General features: G+C 35.9%; 24 protein-coding genes and 1 riboswitch. Of the genes, 21 read left to right on the top strand and 3 right to left on the bottom strand.

Features of this window, described 5'->3' with window-relative positions:
- The 4 genes from J6D32_RS10150 to J6D32_RS10135 all read left to right on the top strand — a co-directional run.
- On the top strand, positions 1–498 hold a 498-nt coding region (locus tag J6D32_RS10150), incomplete at its 5' end, for an aldo/keto reductase (RefSeq protein WP_287467647.1).
- Between the two features lie 205 nt (positions 499–703).
- Positions 704–1,651, top strand: a complete 948-nt coding sequence (locus tag J6D32_RS10145) for an alpha/beta hydrolase (protein WP_155235591.1) — start codon at positions 704–706, stop codon at positions 1,649–1,651.
- Positions 1,652–1,686: 35 nt separating this feature from the next.
- A complete protein-coding gene (locus J6D32_RS10140) occupies positions 1,687–2,904 on the top strand; it encodes an iron-containing alcohol dehydrogenase (RefSeq protein ID WP_503004057.1) in 1,218 nt (405 codons plus the stop codon).
- 72 nt (positions 2,905–2,976) lie between these two features.
- Positions 2,977–3,792 (top strand): aldo/keto reductase, encoded by an 816-nt coding sequence (locus J6D32_RS10135; RefSeq protein ID WP_287467646.1) that lies wholly within the window; start codon positions 2,977–2,979, stop codon positions 3,790–3,792.
- 84 nt (positions 3,793–3,876) lie between these two features.
- Here J6D32_RS10135 and J6D32_RS10130 read toward each other — a convergent pair whose 3' ends face one another.
- Positions 3,877–4,341 (bottom strand): MarR family winged helix-turn-helix transcriptional regulator, encoded by a 465-nt coding sequence (locus J6D32_RS10130; RefSeq protein ID WP_129821448.1) that lies wholly within the window; start codon positions 4,339–4,341, stop codon positions 3,877–3,879.
- A complete protein-coding gene (locus J6D32_RS10125; protein WP_129821447.1) occupies positions 4,334–5,080 on the bottom strand; it encodes a lysoplasmalogenase in 747 nt (248 codons plus the stop codon). Before J6D32_RS10125 ends, J6D32_RS10130 begins: the two co-directional genes overlap by 8 nt.
- 335 nt (positions 5,081–5,415) lie before the next feature.
- On the opposite strand from J6D32_RS10125, the gene J6D32_RS10120 reads away from it, so the two are divergent.
- The 11 genes from J6D32_RS10120 to J6D32_RS10070 all read left to right on the top strand — a co-directional run bounded on the left by J6D32_RS10120 (position 5,416) and on the right by J6D32_RS10070 (position 14,281).
- On the top strand, positions 5,416–6,378 hold the full coding sequence (locus J6D32_RS10120; RefSeq protein WP_006784100.1) for an aldo/keto reductase: 963 nt from the start codon (positions 5,416–5,418) through the stop codon (positions 6,376–6,378).
- Positions 6,379–6,736: 358 nt separating this feature from the next.
- Positions 6,737–7,240: a flavodoxin gene (locus tag J6D32_RS10115; protein ID WP_230321595.1), complete on the top strand. Its 504-nt coding sequence runs from the start codon at positions 6,737–6,739 to the stop codon at positions 7,238–7,240.
- 11 nt (positions 7,241–7,251) lie between these two features.
- Positions 7,252–7,656 carry a carboxymuconolactone decarboxylase family protein gene (locus J6D32_RS10110; RefSeq protein ID WP_006784098.1) on the top strand — a complete coding sequence of 135 codons (405 nt, stop codon included), beginning with the start codon at positions 7,252–7,254 and terminating at the stop codon, positions 7,654–7,656.
- Positions 7,657–7,695: 39 nt separating this feature from the next.
- Complete coding sequence (locus J6D32_RS10105; protein ID WP_006784097.1) at positions 7,696–8,001, top strand: carboxymuconolactone decarboxylase family protein; 306 nt, start codon at positions 7,696–7,698, stop codon at positions 7,999–8,001.
- Between the two features lie 14 nt (positions 8,002–8,015).
- Positions 8,016–8,417 (top strand): cupin domain-containing protein, encoded by a 402-nt coding sequence (locus J6D32_RS10100; protein WP_006784096.1) that lies wholly within the window; start codon positions 8,016–8,018, stop codon positions 8,415–8,417.
- Positions 8,418–8,668: 251 nt separating this feature from the next.
- A complete protein-coding gene (locus tag J6D32_RS10095; protein ID WP_009606493.1) occupies positions 8,669–9,364 on the top strand; it encodes a hypothetical protein in 696 nt (231 codons plus the stop codon).
- Between the two features lie 218 nt (positions 9,365–9,582).
- A complete protein-coding gene (locus tag J6D32_RS10090) occupies positions 9,583–10,641 on the top strand; it encodes an AEC family transporter (protein ID WP_006784095.1) in 1,059 nt (352 codons plus the stop codon).
- A 48-nt stretch (positions 10,642–10,689) separates the two neighbouring features.
- Complete coding sequence (locus tag J6D32_RS10085) at positions 10,690–11,688, top strand: 2-hydroxyacid dehydrogenase (RefSeq protein ID WP_006784094.1); 999 nt, start codon at positions 10,690–10,692, stop codon at positions 11,686–11,688.
- 147 nt (positions 11,689–11,835) lie between these two features.
- Positions 11,836–13,368: an ATP-binding protein gene (locus J6D32_RS10080; protein WP_411198073.1), complete on the top strand. Its 1,533-nt coding sequence runs from the start codon at positions 11,836–11,838 to the stop codon at positions 13,366–13,368.
- Positions 13,361–14,035: a response regulator gene (locus J6D32_RS10075; protein WP_006784092.1), complete on the top strand. Its 675-nt coding sequence runs from the start codon at positions 13,361–13,363 to the stop codon at positions 14,033–14,035. The genes J6D32_RS10080 and J6D32_RS10075 overlap by 8 nt, the downstream gene beginning before the upstream one ends.
- Positions 14,036–14,098: 63 nt before the next feature.
- Complete coding sequence (locus J6D32_RS10070) at positions 14,099–14,281, top strand: DUF3796 domain-containing protein (protein ID WP_039930754.1); 183 nt, start codon at positions 14,099–14,101, stop codon at positions 14,279–14,281.
- Between the two features lie 158 nt (positions 14,282–14,439).
- On the opposite strand, the gene J6D32_RS10065 is transcribed toward J6D32_RS10070, so the two are convergent.
- Positions 14,440–14,937, bottom strand: coding sequence for an aldo/keto reductase (locus J6D32_RS10065; RefSeq protein WP_287467648.1), 498 nt, complete (start codon positions 14,935–14,937; stop codon positions 14,440–14,442).
- A gap of 423 nt (positions 14,938–15,360) precedes the next feature.
- Between J6D32_RS10065 and J6D32_RS10060 the strand changes: the two genes are divergently transcribed.
- The 6 genes from J6D32_RS10060 to J6D32_RS10035 all read left to right on the top strand — a co-directional run bounded on the left by J6D32_RS10060 (position 15,361) and on the right by J6D32_RS10035 (position 19,935).
- On the top strand, positions 15,361–15,846 hold the full coding sequence (locus J6D32_RS10060) for a hypothetical protein (RefSeq protein ID WP_006784090.1): 486 nt from the start codon (positions 15,361–15,363) through the stop codon (positions 15,844–15,846).
- Positions 15,847–15,948: 102 nt separating this feature from the next.
- Positions 15,949–16,596, top strand: coding sequence for an SIMPL domain-containing protein (locus J6D32_RS10055; RefSeq protein WP_006784089.1), 648 nt, complete (start codon positions 15,949–15,951; stop codon positions 16,594–16,596).
- A 14-nt stretch (positions 16,597–16,610) separates the two neighbouring features.
- Complete coding sequence (locus tag J6D32_RS10050; protein ID WP_006784088.1) at positions 16,611–17,159, top strand: GNAT family N-acetyltransferase; 549 nt, start codon at positions 16,611–16,613, stop codon at positions 17,157–17,159.
- 23 nt (positions 17,160–17,182) lie between these two features.
- Positions 17,183–18,223: a zinc-binding metallopeptidase family protein gene (locus tag J6D32_RS10045; protein ID WP_006784087.1), complete on the top strand. Its 1,041-nt coding sequence runs from the start codon at positions 17,183–17,185 to the stop codon at positions 18,221–18,223.
- Positions 18,224–18,261: 38 nt separating this feature from the next.
- A complete protein-coding gene (locus J6D32_RS10040) occupies positions 18,262–19,221 on the top strand; it encodes a serine hydrolase domain-containing protein (protein WP_006784086.1) in 960 nt (319 codons plus the stop codon).
- A gap of 336 nt (positions 19,222–19,557) precedes the next feature.
- Entirely contained in the window at positions 19,558–19,935 is a 378-nt protein-coding gene (locus J6D32_RS10035) for a metallophosphoesterase family protein (RefSeq protein ID WP_006784085.1), read from the top strand.
- A 46-nt stretch (positions 19,936–19,981) separates the two neighbouring features.
- Positions 19,982–20,078, top strand: a riboswitch (purine riboswitch). This riboswitch is flagged as partial in the annotation.

The raw sequence follows: 20,078 nt of genomic DNA, 5'->3' as shown, positions 1-20,078 counted from the left end.
CCGATTAAAGGTGGGACATTGGCCCAAGTTCCAAAACCGGTTGAAGCGTTGTTTAAAGGAGTTAATCCACAGAATTCGGTGGCATCATGGGCTATTAGATATGCGGCAAGTCTTCCTAACGTGATGATGGTACTAAGTGGGATGTCAAATCTGGAACAATTATTAGATAACACAGCCTACATGCAAAACTTCGTGCCCTTTAATGAGGAAGAATTTAAAATTGTTGAGACTGCCACTCAAATCATTCAAAACCAAGACTTCATCCCCTGTACGAATTGTCAGTATTGTGTGGAAGGATGCCCGAAAAAGATTGCCATTCCATCGTATTTCATACTTTATAACAGTGATACCACGCAAAAAGAAGCTTATCTCAATTACACCCAAACACATGGCAAAGCATCAGACTGTATTGGTTGTAAAAAGTGTGAGCGCATGTGCCCACAACATCTCCCAATCATTCAATACCTAAAAGAAATCACTAAAACATTTGAAGATTAAATCGAGAAAATCAGGTCGTAATGAGACGGCTTGATTTTTTATTTATTTTAAAAACACCTCTTGTCTTAGAGTTAACTTTAAGTGTTATAGTAATCATAAAGTCATCCAAATACTGAGATGTGGATTAACTAATCACCCTGTTAAGTCTCTGATCATTTAAGTTGTTGATAGCGATGACTGGATAGAAAAGTAGGAGGAATCACTAATGGCCTGTCATTATATTGCAAAATTAAGTGAACAAGTTGAAAGAGAGCACGTTAGATACAATAATCGTTATGGTCTAGCGATTGCTGCAGATGTTTATAAAGCGAAAAATCTTGATTTAAGCAAGAAACATCCAGCTCTGATTGTTGGAGCTCCTTATGGTGGTGTTAAAGAACAAGGTCCTTGTGTGTATGCCAATGAACTAGCAAAGAGAGGATTTGTTGTGCTAACTTTCGATCAATCCTTTATGGGAGAATCAGCTGGAGAACCTAGAAATGTTTCATCACCTGAAATTTTCACCGAAAATTTCAGCGCAGCAGTCGATTTTATTGGAACTAAACTTTCGTATGTGGACCGTGAAAAGATCGGTGCCATTGGAATCTGTGGATCAGGTGGATTTGCGTTATCTGCTGCACAGGTCGATACTAGAATTAAAGCAATCGCAACCTGCAGTATGTATGTCATGACATCAGCAGTACGTGACATGTTAGATAAGCAGCAATTAGAAGAGACGAAGCAAAAATTATCGTTGAAGAGATGGGAAGATTTTGAGAAAGGATCTCCAGAATACATTCCATTTTTCCCAGAAGAAGCCTTAGAGGTCGTACCAGCAAATCTGCAAGAGCCGACGGCAGAATGGTTTAGATTCTATGCCACCAAAAGAGGGCATCATCCAAACGCAAGAGGTGGCTTTACGACAACCAGTGATTTAGCTTTCTTAAATACCGATTTAACAGCCTTTGTTCATGAAATCTCTCCAAGACCAATTCTGTTAGTGATCGGAGATTGTGCACATTCTAAATTCTTCTCAGAAATGATCTATGAGAAAGCTCTAGAACCAAAAGAACTCTATGTCGTAAAAGATGCTGAACATATTGATTTATATGATCGAGTGGATCGAATTCCATTTGATAAGTTAGAAAACTTTTTTAAGACAAATTTGAAATAAATTCACCAAAACAACGAAGATAATAATTAGAATAGATTTCAATTGATGAGTCGCTCATCAAATTTAAAAAGAAAGAAGGAGAAATAATATTAGGAAACTTTACATATTGTAACCCAACCAAACTGTATTTTGGAGATCAATCACTTCATAATCTAAGTACTGAGCTTGAGAACTATGGTTCAAATATTTTACTTGTCTACGGTGGTGGATCAATTAAGAAAAATGGTATTTATGATGAGGTCATTAATATTTTAAAGGATAGTGGAAAAAATATTGCAGAAATACCAGGGGTTATGCCAAATCCAACGATTGAAAAACTTCGCGAGGGTGTAGCCATCGCAAGAGATCATAAAGTAGATTTAATTTTAGCTGTCGGTGGGGGTTCAGTATGTGACTATGCCAAAGCGGTCTCGGTTTCGATTCACTGTGATGAAGATCCATGGGATAAATACTTTATCCGTTTTGAAGATGTGAGCTGTGAAATCGTACCGGTTGGATGCGTTTTAACAATGGTTGGAACAGGTTCTGAAATGAATGGTGGAACTGTTATTACAAATCATGAACAAAAAGTAAAGATTGGTCATGTCTTTGGTGAAAATGTTAATCCGAAATTCTCAATCTTAAATCCAAACTATACCTTAACACTTCCAAAAACACAAATGGTGGCAGGTTTCTATGATATTATGAATCATATTTGTGAACAGTATTTCTCAGGAGCTGATGACAATACAAGTGATTATATCAGTGAAGGTTTAATGAAATCGTTAATTCATTCAAGTCGTATCGCCATTCAAGATCCAAATAATTACGAAGCAAGAAGTAACATTATGTGGACGTCAACATGGGCACTCAATACGTTAGTGGCTAAAGGAAAATCAACCGACTGGATGGTTCATATGCTTGGGCAAGCGGTTGGGGCTTATACCGATGCCACTCATGGAATGACGTTATCGGCTGTATCTTTAGCCTATTATCGATATATCATGTCATATGGACTCGATAAGTTTGTCAGATTTGCGACTAACGTGTGGGATGTTAAAGTAGAAGGAAAAACAAAGGAACAAGTCGCAGCAGAAGGACTTAATGCAATGGAAAACTGGATGAAAGAACTTGGTCTAGTGATGAATATCACGGATCTTGGTGTGACAGACGAGATGCTAGAAGGACTTGTTCATTCAACAATTATTCTTCCAGGTGGATACAAAACGCTAACACCTGAAGAAATTTCAACTATTTTTAAAGAAAGTATGTAATGATTCGCACTTGTAGGACATAATGTTAATGTCTGATAAGTGCTTTAATGGATAGATGAAAAGGAGAGAGTCATGGAATATATTGAGCTAAATAATGGAGTACGAATGCCACTATTAGGACTTGGAACCGTTAATCTACAGGGAGATAGCGGGATTGAAGTTATCAAGAAGGCGATTGAAGTCGGCTATCGCTTAATTGATACAGCAAGAATGTATCATAATGAAGAGACAGTCGGACAAGCGATTATCAAAAGTGGTATTGACAGAAACGAGCTATTTATCACCACAAAGCTATGTCGTAGTAGCAATAGTTATGAAAAAGCGAAAAGAGATATTGACGATTCATTAAAAAAATTACAACTTGATTATGTTGATCTATTGTTATTTCATGAACCTTATGTTGAATCGTATGAGATGTATCAAGCGATCAAAGAAGCCTATCAAAGTGGAAAAGCAAGAGCCATTGGAATTTCAAATTTTAATTGGAAGTGCTACCGTGAATTTATTGAAACGTGTGGCGTGATTCCAGCTGTCAATCAAATGGAGTCCCATGTTTATTTCACACAACATGAGTTACAAGTAGAACTTGAAAAGCATGGAACTAAGATGCAAGCATGGAGTCCTTTGGCTAATGGGAAAAAGAATTTACTCAACGAACCGATTCTTGTAGAACTCGCAGAGCAATATCATAAAACACCGGCACAGATTGCACTCCGTTTTCTAATCCAGAATGGGGTATCAGCCATTCCAAAAACAACCAGTGAACACAGATTGAAAGAGAATCTTTCTATTTTTGACTTTAACCTATCAAAGGATGAACTAGAAAAAATTAGGACACTGGATGAAAAAGTGTCTATAACAGATTGGTATCGCTCAGATTGGTTTTAATCGTCATATCAACCATGTCATTAAATGATAGGCTAAAATAAAAAATAACAGCTCCATTTGGAACTGTTATTTTTTTTAGTTCGTTTATTTCTGTTGTAATGAATCGCAAATCTTTTCAAGATGATCTGTAATCTGGAAGAATACGTGATAGAAATGTTCACGTTCAGTCTCGCTAAGGTTACTAGAAGCTTGGCTAACAGCCTCTGCTATCACCTGATTCAATTGTTTATTTATCTCATTACCTTCTGCTGTTAGCACCATTTTGGTACGATATTTGCGTCCTGAATCGATCTCAACCGGCTTGACTAATCCTTTTTCAGTTAAATCCACCATCGTTCTTGAGACAGCCGCCTTATCTTCTATACAAAGTTTACATAGCTGAGTCGCTGTTAGTCCTTCTGGATTTTTACCGAGATAGTAGAGATACATCACATGGCTAGCTTTTAATCCCATACGTTCTGTTTCAGTAAGCTTGATTTTTTGGATACACTTATACGCCTTGGTGACAGATGTTGTAAATGCCTCGAATCGTTCAATCAGATCAATCATAATCATATCCTACCTTTAACTTTTGATAAGACGTTTGTAAAGACATCGTCCCTTTTTTGTGATTTAAGAACTTCATAGAAGTAGAAGGATAAACAAATAGAGAAAATGCAAGTAAAAACTGTGCCGGATAATAGGTCCCAAGACATAAATAACCGGCTACTGGAAGATCTGCAAATGACTTTAACATGAGCATGAAATCTGAAATGAAGAATAAAAGACTTCCGATTACAATGATAAGATTTGTCATGTTCGTTTGTCGAAGTGAATTTGAAATGGCTTTACCTAACATAAATGAAATGATGACCGCGTAGACACCACAAACACCTTGCATTAAAGCCCCTCCAAAATTTAAAAATGGAGTAAAGAAAATCACCATTAAGGAAATGAGTGAAATCATCACCCCCCATAGGAAATCTTTACGGTTCATTTTATCTAACATACAATAAGAGGCAAAATAAAAAACATGACCTAGTCCAAAGACGATGGTTCCCAAATAGAAATTAAGGTTAATGAGAATATCTCCTAACATCGCAATCGTTAACGCAATGATCATCCAGATTGGAAATTTTAAATTCTCCTTATTTTTAATGCAATACATCAGATTAATTAGTCCTGTGACAACAAACAGAAGACTGGCAATCGCCTTAACTAATAATCCGTTACTAGCCATGTAAAACATATCAAAAATCAATATAAACGTTAGCATGATAACATTTGTGACTACAAATAATTTTTTCATCGTTATTTCCTTTCAATTCAACTAAACAAATTTGTTGATTTATCAACAAACAAAAATTTAACACGAACTTGTTGAGTTGTCAACAAATTCAAAATCTCCCTTCATTAAATAACAATGATCTCTATTTAAAAATCAAACCAGAATCATTCATTTCATGCGGTAACTTGTCACAGAAAACATTTCATCATGAGGAGTTCATGAACTGAATAAAGTCAATTTAGAAAAAACGATGAGAAAAGCTCAACTAAAGTTCACTTGATAGCTTGACTTGAAGTGAACTCCAAGACGTATAATCCACTTAGAAACACAAAAAGACAAATGGGAGGAAAACGATAATGGAATATACAAAATTAGGAACTACCGATATTACGATTTCACGTCTTTGTGCAGGATGCATGAGTTTTGGGGATTCCAATACTAATTTTCATTCGTGGACGTTAAATAAAGAAGAAAGTGAAAACTTGGTGAAGCGTGCACTCGATTTAGGAATTAATTTCTTTGATACAGCAAATGTTTATTCTGCCGGAACAAGCGAGGAATATCTCGGATGTGCCATCAAACATAATGTCCCACGTGATCAAGTTGTCTTAGCCTCAAAAGTTTATTTTAATGAGGGGCACTTGAAGAAAGAGGCCATTCACCGTGAAATTGACGGCACATTAAAACGTTTAGGCACTGATTATTTAGATTTATATCTCATTCATCGTTTTGATTATGAAACACCAATGGAAGAAACAATGGAAGCTTTAAATGAACTTGTAACATCAGGTAAAGTGCGTGCTATTGGCGCTTCTGCCATGTATGGCTATCAATTTCATAACTTACAACTTGTAGCAGAAAAAAATAACTGGGCAAAATTTCAATCGATGCAAAATCATTACAATTTACTCTACCGAGAAGATGAACATGAACTAATTCCAATTTGTAAGCAGATGAATGTTTCACTCACACCGTATAGTCCACTGGCAGCGGGAAGATTAAGTCGTTTAGAGTGGAAAAGCGACAGCTTGCGTAGTCAAACTGATAAAATAGCTGTTTCAAAATATGATTCGACTGCAGAAAAAGATCATGAAATTGTCCTACGTGTCCATGAACTTGCACAACAACATGAAGCAAGTATGACTCAAATTGCGCTTGCTTGGCAACTAGCAAAAGGTGTCGCATCACCCATTATCGGTGCCACAAAAGAAAAATACTTTGATGATGCAGTCGGAGCCTTTAACGTAAAGTTAACTCATCACGATATCGCTTATTTAGAAGAATTATATCAGCCTCATAAAATTGTGGGAGCCATTTAAGAAGAGAAAGAGGAAAAGCCTAAATGAATGAGATCATGATCTTGTATCAAGACCTTGCTTCTTAATCTTTCTTCATGATCATCCATTCAAAAGCCAATCGACGCGACTGGTGTTTCTCCAAGTCAAACGTCTATTAAAAACATTTTAAACGTCAATGGTTTGCTAGAGGAGTAACAGCCTCTTATTTCCATAGACGATAAAAAACTTAAGCCAGCCATGACTAGCATAAAGATAGGATATGTTTAATTATTGTTTATTTTAGGTCTTGCATTGAAGTTTACTCCAAGTGTTACAGTAATCATATCCTATTCATCAGATAAGGTTATAGATTGATAGGATACTAGAGGAGGAATGAATGATGGGGAAAACATTAATTGCGTATTTTTCACGTAAAGGTGAAAACTATGTCGCGGGACAAATTCGCCATTTAGAAAAAGGAAATACTAAAATCGTAGCAAAAAAAATTCAAAACCTCATCGGAGGCGATTTATATGAAATCAAACCAGTCATACCGTATGCTGATGATTACGATACGTGTATTCAACAGGCGAAACAAGATTTAAATGAAAATAAGCGCCCCCTAATTGCAACACCGCTTCCAAATCTTGAAGGATATGAGACGATTTATATTGGCTACCCAAATTATTGGGGGACGATGCCGATGCATGTGTTTACCTTTTTAGAGGAACAAAACTTAAAAGATAAACATATCAAACCTTTTTGTACACACGAAGGTAGTGGAATGGGGCATAGTGAATCCGATTTAATTCAAATTTGTCAGGATGCTTATCTTGAAAAAAGTTTAGCAATTATCGGTTCAAACGTTTCAACTTGTGATGACTTACTACGCAGATGGGTATAGGAGGAAATAAGATGGCTATTTCAGACTTTGCCAAAGAATATCATGAAAAAATGTTTCCAAATTTCGAATCTAATCTAGCTAAAACAGATGCAGACTTGGTAGAGATTTTTAATAACTTTGCCTTCGATGAGGTGATCAATCAAACGAAATTAGATGATCAGACACGGATGATGGCTATATTGGCTTCATTAATTGGATGCCATGCGATTGATGAATTTAAAATTATGCTATTGGCAGCCTTAAATTTAGGTGTGACGCCTGAAGTCGTCAAAGAAATCGTGTATCAAGCCGTACCCTATGTTGGAATGGGGCGTGTTTATCCATTTTTACATGCCACAAATGAAATATTCGAGCTTTCAAATATTTCATTACCTTTAGCAAGTGCAAAGACAACAACACCTAAAACCCGCCTATAAAAAGGAATTGAAGCACAAGTTGAGATTTTCGGCAATCATATGTCTGAATTTTACAAATCAGGACCCGCGGAAACGAAACATATCAATTACTGGTTAGCAACTAACTGCTTTGGAGATTATTACACACGACGTGTCTTAGATTTAAAACAACGTGAAATGCTGACCTTCTGTTTTTTAGCAGCCCTTGGAGGTTGTGAACCTCAATTAACGAGCCATGCTGTTGCAAATATGAGGATTGGAAATGATAAACTATTTCTAATTGATATTGTCTCAGTCTGTTTACCGTTCATTGGATATCCACGAAGTTTAAATGCGATTCGCTGTATCCAACAAGCGTCAAAATAAAAGGAGGCATTTAAATGAATCAAGATAACATGATTTTTGAAATGGGAAATCCACTTCCCGAAATGTTTAGTCAATATTTTATTGGCAAAGCCTATTTAAACATGCTAACAACAGAAGGGGTTCCTATTGGAAATGTGACCTTTGAACCAGGATGTCGTAATAATTGGCACATTCATCATAAAGGAGGGCAAATTCTATTAGTCACATCGGGACGTGGCTATTATCAAGCATTTGGTGAAGCCCCAAGAGAATTGCATCCTGGCGACGTGATCCAAATCCCAGCCGGAGTTAAACATTGGCACGGCGCAGCACCCGATAGTTGGTTCTCTCACCTTGCAGTCGAAATTCCCGCAGAAGGTAGCTCAAATGAATGGTGTGAACCTGTGAGCGATGAAGAGTATAATCACCTGAAATAACTAATCTAAAATCATGTGAGAGAAAAGTTAATATTTTTAAGATAATTCCGAGGAAATCGGGCACTTTTTCACTGTTTCGCTAAAATAATCTAATCTCTTCCTGTCATTTGTCTTCTCATATTTAAAAGAATCTTTCTTTTCTCATTTTTGTCCTTCAAACCAATTGTTTCACTATATTTCATTCAAAGTGAGCGCGAATGTGTATTTCGTGTTAAAATATGGATATCATTTGATGAATTAGGGTGAGACAGATGAATAAAATTCAAATTATTTCCTTTATTAAAGAAGAGGAGTTAACCATTAAGGCAACTGAAATGTTCGTCACAAAAGAAATAAAACAAGAGAAAAAGCGATATTATCGGATTGCTGATCACTTCATTGAACTGATTTATCTCGATTTAAACTGCTTAAGTGAAATTTCAAATCTGCCGTTATCAAAAGCGACTCAACGGATCCTATTATTAAAAGAAATCACATTTGAGCTCGAACAGCGAATCTATTCCATACTTCAAACTAAAGATATTTTAATCTTTACCGGTCATTTATCAGAGCATTTATCCATTTTTCCAACTATTATTAAGTTTGAAGAGCTAACGTCTTCAAAGAAATTGAATTTAAATCTTTTGATTTACTTATTAAATCAAAGCAACCTGTTATCAACGTTAAAAAGTCACCATTCCAGTCTATTTTTGCTTACGGGTGAGACGACAGAAACTGAATTAGTCTCGACTATTGTCACCCAAACATTAAATCAACTCTCACAAATTGAAACAGCACAAAGGCTTAAATTATACCTTTTTACTCCCTTTGAGTTAAGTTTAATCGATTTAGCAGATATTGAAGATCCAATTAATGAGTATCTCATGAATCCTTTGTTTGAAATTGAACAATTTAAAAACGTTAATCAAGATTATCAAATCTGTTATGCAGTGGTTGCATTGAATTAAAAATCCCTTCTGATGGTAAGTCAGAAGGGATTTTTTTATGAATGTAGACTATAAAAAAAACAAATTATACATCAGATTGTTAAAAAATTCACTTAAATAACTTCAATAATTATTAAAAAACTTCAACAAATTGTAGAACCTTGTCGAAACTTATACAATGTTTGTGAGCAAATAAACAAAGGCTTAAAAAGTAAAACGATATATAAAGGAGTAGACGTATGTTAGAAATCATCAAAAGCACATTAAGCGATAACGCCATTTTAGGTGCTATTTTCTCATCAGTTTCAATTATCCTTTTAGGATTTTATTTACGAAAACGAAACATGATTAATTCAACCGCTTCTAAAATGTTAACAAAGGTTGTCTTAACTGTCTCTTTACCCGCGTTAGCCTTCACTTCTTTTATGAAAGATATCAACGGTGAACAATTGAAACAAGGGATGAGCATGTTAGTATGGGGATTTGCCATTTATCTAATCTTAATTCCATTAACAAAAATCATGTTTGCAAAAGTTAAAGGGGATAAGCAAGATGTTTATCGCGTTTTAACAATCTTTGGTTCGACGACTTTCTTCGGAACACCGATTGTAACCGCAGTTTACGGAGCCGTTGGAACAATGTATTCTAACATCTTTAATATTGCTTACCGAGTATTCTTATACTCTTACGCTTTTATTAAAATGTCAGGAACAAAAATGGATAAAGAAAACTTCAAGAAAAATATGAAAGAAATCTTCTTAAATCCAATTATCTTAGCAACCTTCTTCGGATTATTTATCTGGTTATGCCAAGACATGCTGCCTCAAGTTAACGTCACAGTGAACGGAGAGGTTAAACAATATGCCTTCTTACGTCTTGATCAAACGTTACCTTGGTTCTATAAAGCACTAGATTATTTAAAAGCATTAGCGTCACCACTTGCTTGGATTTCAATTGGGGCCACTTTAGCAGAAGTTCCATTCAAAGATGCTATCTCTCAAAAAGATGCATGGGGATATAGTTTCATTAAAGTTTTATTCATTCCAGTCATTAACTTAGTTTTATTAGTTCTTGTCAATCAATTTGGAATTCTTCCAGTTTCATTTGAAGGGATGGCAACAACAGTCATCATGATGGCAGCACCAACAGCAACAGTCGCAGCAGCCTATGCCATTAACTATGACCGTGAAGCATTATTTACCTCAAACTGTTCATTACTATCAACAGTCGTTGCCGTTATCGCCATGCCAATTTGGATCGTGGTGTTAGAGCTAATTAAAACACTAGGATTATTCTAAGAGAGATTTGATTATTTAACCTTAATACCCAAAAAGGAGAAGATGAAAATGACTAAATTAGTATGTTATGGAGTACGAGAAACTGAAGTTCCTTTCTTCCATGAAATCAATAAAAAATTTGGATATGATCTTAAATTAGTAACACTTGGACTAAATCATGAAAATGTGAAAGAAGCCATTGGAGCTGAAGCAATCATGGTTCGCGGGAACTGTAAAGCAGATCGTCAAAACTTAGAATTATTAAAAGCAAATGGATTAGAATACCTCTTAACTCGTACGGTAGGATTTGATCATGTTGATTTAGATGCGGTTAAAGACTTAGAGTTAAAATGTGCTCGCGTGCCAGGTTACTCACCAAATGCTATTAGTGAGTTAGCTGTTTCTTTATCAATGATGTTATTACGTCATACAGCATATACGGTTAATCGTACAAGTCAAACAAACTTTACGATTGATCCATTCATGTTCAGTAAAGAGGTTCGTAACTGTACCGTAGGAATTATTGGAGCAGGAAAAATCGGTTTAACGACAGCTCAACTATTCAAAGGGTTAGGAGCTAATGTGATTGCTTATGATGTGTTCCAAAGTGACGTGGCAAAAGAAATCGTTGAATTTAAAGATTTAGATGCCGTCTTAGCAGAGTCTGATGTGATCTCAGTTCATATGCCATATATTAAAGGGGTAAACTATCATATGATTAATGAAGAGTTTATCGCTAAAATGAAAGATGGAGCCATTTTAATTAATACGGCTCGTGGTGAGATTCAAGATATCGATGCGATTATCAAAGCAGTTGAATCTAATAAATTAGGTGGATTTGGTACGGATGTTTTAGAAGGGGAATCTGCTGTCTTCTTTAAAGATTTCAAAGGCGCTGCTTTAGAAAATCCTTCATTCCAAAAATTAATTGACCTTTATCCTCGTATTTTAGTGACACCACATATCGGATCATATACCGATGAGGCGTTAACAAACATGATCGAATATTCTTATGAGAATTTAAGAGATTATTTAAATGAAGGAACATGCAAAAATAGCATTGCCTAATCATTCAAAGTATATTGTCACACGTGATGTGACAATATGCTTTTTTTTGTGAATATTAAAGTCTGAATCCTCAAAGGATAATAAAAGATAAAATTTCATAGCGAGTGTGATGATGTCATGAAAAAGCAATGAACGTTTAAAACTAAAATCATTTTATGGACACTTAGTATAACGTCCATTCCCTTAATTATTTCATATCTTATTTTTCTTAATTCTAAGTTACACGACTTTGATGAAAAGATCAAAATGTCTCTTCAAGAAACTGGATTTAGTATGGCACATAGTGTCCTCATTAAAGAGAAATTAATCACTCATGACAATGATGGTAGCATTCAAAAGTATACGTTAGATTTTATTGAAAACTTGAATAATGTGGATTTAATCGTCGTAGCAGATATGAATGGAATCAAATACTCCCACTTAGATGAAAGTCAAATTGGCCAAGTCTATGTCGGCTCTGATAAACAAAAAGTATTAGCCACTGGTGAAAGATACTTTTCTATTATGGAGGGATCTCAAGGGAAGACGCTCAGATGGTTTGAGCCTATTTTTGATGAACAACAGCAAATCGGTTTTGTCATGGTTGGAAAATATTATCGTGATATCACGGTGGCTAATACCGACATCATGCGTAATTATGTTTTACTTTGTCTAAGCGTGATTGGATTGGCAGGAATTGGGGCTAAATTCTTTTCATCAAGCATTCAAAAACGCATGCTTAATATGGAGCCTGAAGAAATTGCAAGGCTATACCGTCAAAAAAAGATTATCATTGAAAGTGTAGCAGATGGTATTATCGCCTTAGATGCTTCGCAACACGTGATTGAACTCAATAACCGTTGTAATATGATGATTCCAGATTTTAATGTCACTAGCTTAATTCAACGTCTAGAGCCTTACATCGATTCTTATACCGACTTTACGATGAAAGAATTCATTATCCAAGATAAAAGACTCTTTATAAATCTTCATCATCTCTTTCAAAATGAAGTATACTTAGGAAGCGTCATTACGTTAATGGATCGAAACAATATCCACGATATCGCAAAAGAAATCACTGGGATTGATGAAGTCATTAAAAATTTAAGAGTGACCATTCATGAATTCAAGAATAATTTACATGTCATCTTGGGTTTAATTCAACTCGATAAAGTGGAGGAGGCAAAATCATATATTTTAACCCTTCAACAAACTCGGGCGGAAACTGAAGTGAAGTTTCATTCGATTGAGGATCCTCTGATTAGAGCTTTACTTATGAGTCGGTCATTAGTTGCGAAAGAACGTCAAATCGAGTTTACCTTAACCGAAGAGTCCTTTTTATATCCCACTCATCAACGCATTACGGCTTATGATCTGGTGACCATTATTGGAAATTTACTCGAAAATGCCTTTGAGGCGTGTTCCTCTTTAGAAACCTCTTCGAAAAAAGTCGAAATTTCGTTGTACGAGGATGAGACTTCCCTTGAAATTCAAGTGAGAGATAACGGTGAAAAAATTAATCCAGCGTTTAAAGATAAACTATTTGAATCCGGTATTTCTACGAAGGGTGAACATCGTGGTATCGGTCTTTTTCTTGTCAAAAATCGAGTTGAATTATATCATGGTACAATTGAAATTGAAGATTTTGATGAAGAAAAAATATTCGTAATTATGATTAATAAGGGAGAGTATGATGGATAAAGTATTAATTGTAGAAGATGACCCAATGGTTGCCTTAATTAATAAACGTTATTTACAACAATTTAGACAGATTGAAATCTTTGGTCCTGTTATGTATGAAGAAGAGGTCTTATCCTACTTAGAAGCACAAAAAATTGACCTCATTATTATGGATGTCTTTCTTCCGAAAAAAAGCGGTCTAGAGATTCTTAAAACAATACGTGAAAAAGAATATACGGTGGATGTCATTATGGTCACTGCTGCTAATAGTTCAATGGAACTTAAACAAGCATTTGCCTATGGAGCGATTGATTACTTAGTTAAACCTTTTGAATCTATTCGATTTGAAGAAGCTTATAAAAAATATCAAAGTAAAAAAGGGTTACTGTTAAATCAAAAATCAATGACACAAAAAGAAATCGATGCTTTTATGAAAGCTTCATTGTCTCAACAGGTTGAAGAGTTACCGAAAGGATTAAATAAACGAACCCTAGAAAAAATTACACTCTTTTTAAAAGAACATCCCGATCGCATTTGGACGTTACGCGAGATTGCTAATGAAACAAAAATCAGCAATGTCACCATCAAAAAATATATGGATTACTTAGAGAGTCAAGATAAATTACATGTTCAAGCAACGACTGGAAATGTCGGAAGACCGGAGTTAAAATATTCAATTAAGCTATAAAAAGAGATTATCCTATCTCCGTTCACATATAATAAAAGTAAGAACGAGGAGAGGGGAATTGGAATGATTTATAGCAAACATAAATACCTTGGTTTTCTAGGGCTACTTGCATTAATTGGGTTAAAAGGGTTTGTAACAGAAGAATACCTTTGGTTTTTATTCTTCCTCAATTACGGTTGGTTTACCTTTTTCTATGAAAACAGCCCCATTTATAAACGTCATTTAGACAAACGATTAAACAGCTAAATAAAAAAGATAAAAGGGAAACCGTCAGAATGGATAGTTTCCCTTTTATCTTTAAATGAGATTTTTGATCTAATATAGTCTCTTGGATGTTCTATCAAAAGGAGATTAATGTCACCTTATCCTAAGACCCAAGGTGTCTCTTTAACTGATGAATTATTTTATCCAATTCTTCTAATCAATGGGGTATAGCCGATGATATGATCGATTCGATTTAATAGATCCTCTGATAGTGTGATGGCGCTAGCTTGGACATTTTTCTCAATTTGTTCTGGTTTTGAAGCCCCAGTAATCACTCCACTAATACATAGACGTCGTAGAATCCAAGCCAGAGATAAGACGGGTAAGGAAATACCGAGTTCATGAGCGATTTGAAGAAGAGCTTCAACTTTTTCTAAGTTATCGTCTGTTAACATAGCATTTACTTGATTATATTTAAGCGTTGCACGCGAATCCTGAGGAATAGGCTCACTTTTACGATATTTCCCCGTTAATAAACCTTGAGCTAGCGGACTGAAAGGCACAATTCCAATACCGTATCGTTCACAAAGATCCATGATTTCATCTTCGATGTAACGGTCGAGCATATGATACTGAGGTTGTATCACTGAAAGAGGTCGAAGTCCCTTAGCCTCAATAATACTGATTGCTTCTGCGATTTGGGCTGCACTCCATCAGAAATCGCAAAATTAAATGGCAGTCTCGAGATGATTCAATATAAAATTGAGAATTACAAAAAAATCGGGATTTTTCATCTCGACGTGCCTAAGAATGAAGACTAAAGACTCATCTCGATGAATATCATGTAAAGAATGACCTATTAAAAGTCCTAGTTTCCATCCAACTTGGGCTTTTTTTATCACCTCTTGCTTTTTGAAGGAGCCTTTATTTAGTTTGTTTCTTATTAGAATTTTTTCACAAAATAAGATTCAAATTTAAATTAAAAGCATACAATATAGTATAAGAAATCTTTTATCAATCACTAGTTATTTTTTTATTTTACAATAAAAGCGCTTTAATAAAAAGTTTTATATGGTATAATCTAGAAAAAGGGTTTCATCATGTTTGAGGAGTGATGTGAGATGTGTGAGGTTGAGAATAATGTCAGAGTAAGCGTCAAAGGTCCAAAAGAAGAAATTGAAACGTATATTCAATGGTTAAAATGTACGCAAGAATATCAATTAAAGTCAGGTTTTGGAAAAAATATTCCCGCTTCTAAGTTATCTTTAACCGATTTTAACCTTGCAGAAGATTCATGGCAGTTTTCTAGTACCAATCTTAAGCATCAAATTAAAGCTTTTTATCGTTGGAATCTCAAAGAATTAAATTACCAAGTCAACTATATGGTTTATTACGGAACACATCCTTTAACAAATGGCACGCTATGCACGAATAAGGTAGAGGATTATCAAGACGGAATCTTTCCTGAGCTCATGAAAGCCTTTAATCCCATTCCAGCAATGCTTGCTTGCAAATGTCCAAATCTTCAAATCGAGGTAACTTGGGGAAGTTATTATCTCGAAGAAAAATATCTAAATGATTCACTTGATGATGATCAAGCCATTTAAAACAGACGTGATATCTCGATTCAATGAGGTATCACTTTTTATGTTAAATTATTCCATAACGTGTTATAATAGGAACAAATTGAGATTCAGGGGGGGATTAAAGTGGAGCAACGAACATTAACCGTAAAAGGGACGGGGCAAGCCTCGTTACCACCGGATACCATTCAACTTGATTTTGACTTAGAATCGAAAGCAGAAAATTATGATGAAACGATTAATTTAGCCGGAACACGACTTGAACAACTTCGTTCGTGTTTAGCTAACGTCGGATTTAGCAAATCTGATTTAGTGACGACAAACTTTTCCGTAAATACTGATTATGAAAGCGTCAAAAACGAAGAAGGTGAATACATTCGTGTCTTTAAAGGATACAGTGTCAGAAACAACTTAAAGCTCAGTTTCCCAATCGATACCCATCGTTTAGCTATGATTTTAGAACAACTCAGTGCATGTGAAGCCAATCCTGAACTATCCATCCACTTTTTATTAACAGACGATACCAAACTAAAAGAACTCTTGCTACAAGATGCGGTTGCAGATGCGACTCAAAAAGCCAATATTTTAGCTTTGGCAGCGGGAGTCAGACTTGATGATATATTAGCCATTACCTACGATTGGAGCAATATCGTCTATAGAAATCGTGAGATGATGTTAGAAGAAAGCGTTGCTTATTCAGCTGCAGCTATCGATATTCAACCAGATAATGTCAGTGCGAGTGACACGGTTACCATCGTTTGGGAAATTAAATAGGGGAGGGCCCATCTTTGAAAAGAACAATCAAACCCATCAGTGAAGCCTATTTAACGTGTTCATTAGATTTAGTTGAGACGGTCTTTACAGAGGCTAATGATGAAGAAGAAGGAAAAATGGTTCGATTATTAGTCGAAGAAATTAGGCATAAACGTTACCATATCCCTGAACTAGAATTAATCGCTCTTGATTCAAAGGATAATCTTATTGGATATGCCATGTTTTCAAGATTTCAGTTACAAGGACAATATGAACAGGAATTATTAATTTTGGCACCCGTTGCTGTGAAAACGTCATTTCAACGACAACATATTTCAAAAGAGTTAATTGAATACGGATTTGTTAAAGCCAAAGAAATGGGATTTAAAGCCGTGATTGTGGAGGGAAATCCACAAAATTATCGTTCAAGAGGATTTCAAACAGCAGTTAACTACGGGATTATGCCTGGAAAAAGCGTTCATTTACCTGCCATCGAGTGTCTAATGGTTAAAGAATTAGAAGAGGGGGCTTTAACCACCATGAAAGGGCTGGTAGAGTATGATGATTATGAAGCTTTAAAGTAGGCGTTTAGAATAGGAGATGTATGATGAATAAACACTTTTTATATGAAATGATTCAAACGGCTTCACCATCTGGCAAAGAATTCGAGTTACAGAAAAAAATTATGTCTTACATGCAAGACACCGTAGATGGTTTTGAAACGGATACCACAGGAAACGTTATGAGCATCTTAAATAAAGACCATGACTTTAAAGTCTTACTTGCCGGCCATGTCGATGAAATCGGGATGATGATTACGATGATTACATCAGACGGATTAGCTAAAGTAACAAACGTAGGCGGAATTCGTCCGGCTTTATATCTCGGACAAAAAGTTCGCATTCTGACCAAAAATGGCATTATCGGTGGAGTCGTCGGATATAATAATGACCTTCTTAAAAATAAGTCATTAGAAACAAAAGACTTATTTATTGATTTAGGCGCAACTTCAAAAGAAGAAGCACTTAAAGTGATTGCGCCTGGTGATTATGTTGTAGCAGATACAGATTATCTTGAGTTATTAAACAACAACTTAGCCGGACGAGCACTTGATAATCGGTTAGGGGCTTTTATTGTGATTGAAGCACTGCGTCGTGCAAAAGAGTTAGGAACACGCGTTGGAGTCTACAGTGCCACCACAGTTGGTGAAGAAACGACGATGCGTGGAGCGGTATGGGCAGCTAAAAGGGTAAAACCAGCCCTGGCTTTAATCGTCGATGTAACGTTTGCAACCGATTATCCAGGAACCAATCCGGAAGTAACGGGTGAAATTAAACTCGGTGGTGGACCGGTTTTATGTCATGGATCCATCATTAATAACCACCTAAATGATGCCCTGATTAATATCGCCAACCGTTTAAATATGCCGATTCAATTTGAGATGGCACCCGGACGTACGGGAACTGATGGAGATCGTATTCATTTTCAAAATGATGGCGTCCCATTAGCACTCATCTCAATCCCACTTCGTTACATGCATTCAGGAAGTGAAGTTTGTCATTTAAACGACGTTGAACAAATTATCGAGTTAATTGCACATTTCTTAGCCGAACTTCAACCTTGTTTTAATTTATCACCATATGCATAAAGAGAGCACTCGCTCTCTTTTTTTAAGGGAGGATTGACATGAATTTTAGAGGGACGATTTCAATCAAAAAAGAAAAAAGCATCCTTTTTAAACAATCTTATGGCTATGCTGATGTTGCCAATCAGCGAAAAAATCAACGTGAGACTAAATTTGCGACGGCCTCAGCGGGTAAAGTTTTTGTTGCGGTCGGTATTTTACAATTGATCGAACAGAAAAAACTTCACTTTGACGATACCATCGGACAGATTCTAACGATTGATTGGCAACAAATTGATACAACGATTACGATCCGCGAATTATTGACTCATACCTCGGGAATTCCCGATTACTTTGATGAGTCAGTTATGAGCGATTACGATGAGTTGTGGACAGATTATCCTAACTATAAAATTAGGTCATCTCAAGATTTAATCCCCTTGTTTATTCACAAACCTATGATGTATCCACGGGGAGCGAAATTTCAATACAATAATACCGGCTTTGTGGTGCTTGGCTTAATCATTGAAGCCATCACACATCAGTCTTTTGATGAGTATTTACAACAGCATGTCTTTAACGTCGCTCAGATGCCCTCTACTGGTTACTATGAGCTAGATTGCCTACCTGCAAACTGTGCCAATCATTATGTGTATGATGAAAAACGGCAACGCTATGTGACGAATATTTATAGCGTTGATGTAAAAGGAACAGGGGCGGGAGGTGCTTTTACAACGGTAGATGATATTGAAGCCTTCTGGGAAGCGTTGCTTGGGTATCGCCTCTTATCAAAAGAGATGACAGATGAGATGCTTCGTGTTCAAGCTGGAAATGATCAAGATCATTATGGCTATGGGATTTGGTTAACAGAGGAGAGCATTCCGTATTTTTGTGGAAGTGATCCTGGCGTTAGTTTTATGTCTTCCTATGATGTAAACACTAAAACAATCGTCACACTTTTTAGTAACTTTTCGGATAATGTTTGGTCTTTACATCGTGAGATTCGAGAATCATTATCATGAGAAAAAGACGGATATGAATTAAAGATCATCCAAATCTCACATCCCCCTATTCAAGAGGTCGGTTCCTTAGAGGGGCAAGTCCTCAAACAATTAAAAAAAATCAAACCGGATTTGATTATGATAACGGGAGATTTAGTGAATAATGCCAGGTTTAATGACGTTGACGTTTTATCCTTTTGAGAATCATGAGTATGCCATTTTGAATCGAAAATCCAGGAAGCAGGCGTTGTGTTGCTTTGAAATAACAAGATAGTACTTACAAAAGGGAAGACGCGTATTGAATGAATCGGTGTCAATGATTCCAATTTAATGAAAACCCAAGAAATGGAGGAAACCTTGAACGCGAAGGTGAATCCGGATGCATTTAGTATTTTAATGTCACACCGACCTGAATATTTAAAGCTGTATGAGGCCTATGACGTTGATTTGGTTTTTTCGAGTCATGCCCATGGAAGACAATTTCTGTTTCCTCTGATGGGAGGATTAATTGGGCCAAATCAAGGGTTATTTCCCCTCTATACAGCAGGTGTTCACCAAATAAAAAGCACAAGCTTAGAGATAAGTCGTGGCATTGAAAACAGCCTCATTCTCATTCGTTTTTACAATCAACCGGAACTAGTTTTAATCCTATTATCCTCGGATCCTAGCTTTTTTCAAAAAAACGTCAGACAATATTCGACTTTTCTTAAAAAAAGTTCTTGCAACTATTTTTAAATCGTGCTATTATTTAAGTCCGGAAATAATTAAGTTTATTTCCTACTCCAAATAGTTATAATTTACTTGTATAATTGTTAAGATATGGTTAACTAGTTTCTACCCGCGACCTTATATCTCGCGGACTACAAGTAAAAACTTTG

Origin of the sequence: Turicibacter sp. (assembly GCF_017941855.1) — a bacterium.
GTDB classification, from domain to species: domain Bacteria; phylum Bacillota_I; class Bacilli_A; order MOL361; family Turicibacteraceae; genus Turicibacter; species Turicibacter sanguinis.
The sequence above is the reverse complement of the archived record's forward strand: the minus strand, read 5'-3'. Positions and strand labels throughout refer to the sequence as shown.

Bases quoted from the DNA above. Each gene is read 5' to 3' on its own strand.
- J6D32_RS10045 (WP_006784087.1), top strand. From the start codon at position 17,183: ATGAATAAACACTTTTTATATGAAATGATTCAAACGGCTTCACCATCT.
- J6D32_RS10070 (WP_039930754.1), top strand. From the start codon at position 14,099: ATGATTTATAGCAAACATAAATACCTTGGTTTTCTAGGGCTACTTGCA.
- J6D32_RS10085 (WP_006784094.1), top strand. From the start codon at position 10,690: ATGACTAAATTAGTATGTTATGGAGTACGAGAAACTGAAGTTCCTTTC.
- J6D32_RS10105 (WP_006784097.1), top strand. From the start codon at position 7,696: ATGTCTGAATTTTACAAATCAGGACCCGCGGAAACGAAACATATCAAT.
- J6D32_RS10115 (WP_230321595.1), top strand. From the start codon at position 6,737: ATGGGGAAAACATTAATTGCGTATTTTTCACGTAAAGGTGAAAACTAT.
- J6D32_RS10110 (WP_006784098.1), top strand. From the start codon at position 7,252: ATGGCTATTTCAGACTTTGCCAAAGAATATCATGAAAAAATGTTTCCA.
- J6D32_RS10060 (WP_006784090.1), top strand. From the start codon at position 15,361: ATGTGTGAGGTTGAGAATAATGTCAGAGTAAGCGTCAAAGGTCCAAAA.
- J6D32_RS10130 (WP_129821448.1), bottom strand. From the start codon at position 4,341: ATGATTGATCTGATTGAACGATTCGAGGCATTTACAACATCTGTCACC.
- J6D32_RS10125 (WP_129821447.1), bottom strand. From the start codon at position 5,080: ATGAAAAAATTATTTGTAGTCACAAATGTTATCATGCTAACGTTTATA.
- J6D32_RS10145 (WP_155235591.1), top strand. From the start codon at position 704: ATGGCCTGTCATTATATTGCAAAATTAAGTGAACAAGTTGAAAGAGAG.
- J6D32_RS10095 (WP_009606493.1), top strand. From the start codon at position 8,669: ATGAATAAAATTCAAATTATTTCCTTTATTAAAGAAGAGGAGTTAACC.
- J6D32_RS10135 (WP_287467646.1), top strand. From the start codon at position 2,977: ATGGAATATATTGAGCTAAATAATGGAGTACGAATGCCACTATTAGGA.
- J6D32_RS10090 (WP_006784095.1), top strand. From the start codon at position 9,583: ATGTTAGAAATCATCAAAAGCACATTAAGCGATAACGCCATTTTAGGT.
- J6D32_RS10120 (WP_006784100.1), top strand. From the start codon at position 5,416: ATGGAATATACAAAATTAGGAACTACCGATATTACGATTTCACGTCTT.
- J6D32_RS10040 (WP_006784086.1), top strand. From the start codon at position 18,262: ATGAATTTTAGAGGGACGATTTCAATCAAAAAAGAAAAAAGCATCCTT.
- J6D32_RS10100 (WP_006784096.1), top strand. From the start codon at position 8,016: ATGAATCAAGATAACATGATTTTTGAAATGGGAAATCCACTTCCCGAA.
- J6D32_RS10075 (WP_006784092.1), top strand. From the start codon at position 13,361: ATGGATAAAGTATTAATTGTAGAAGATGACCCAATGGTTGCCTTAATT.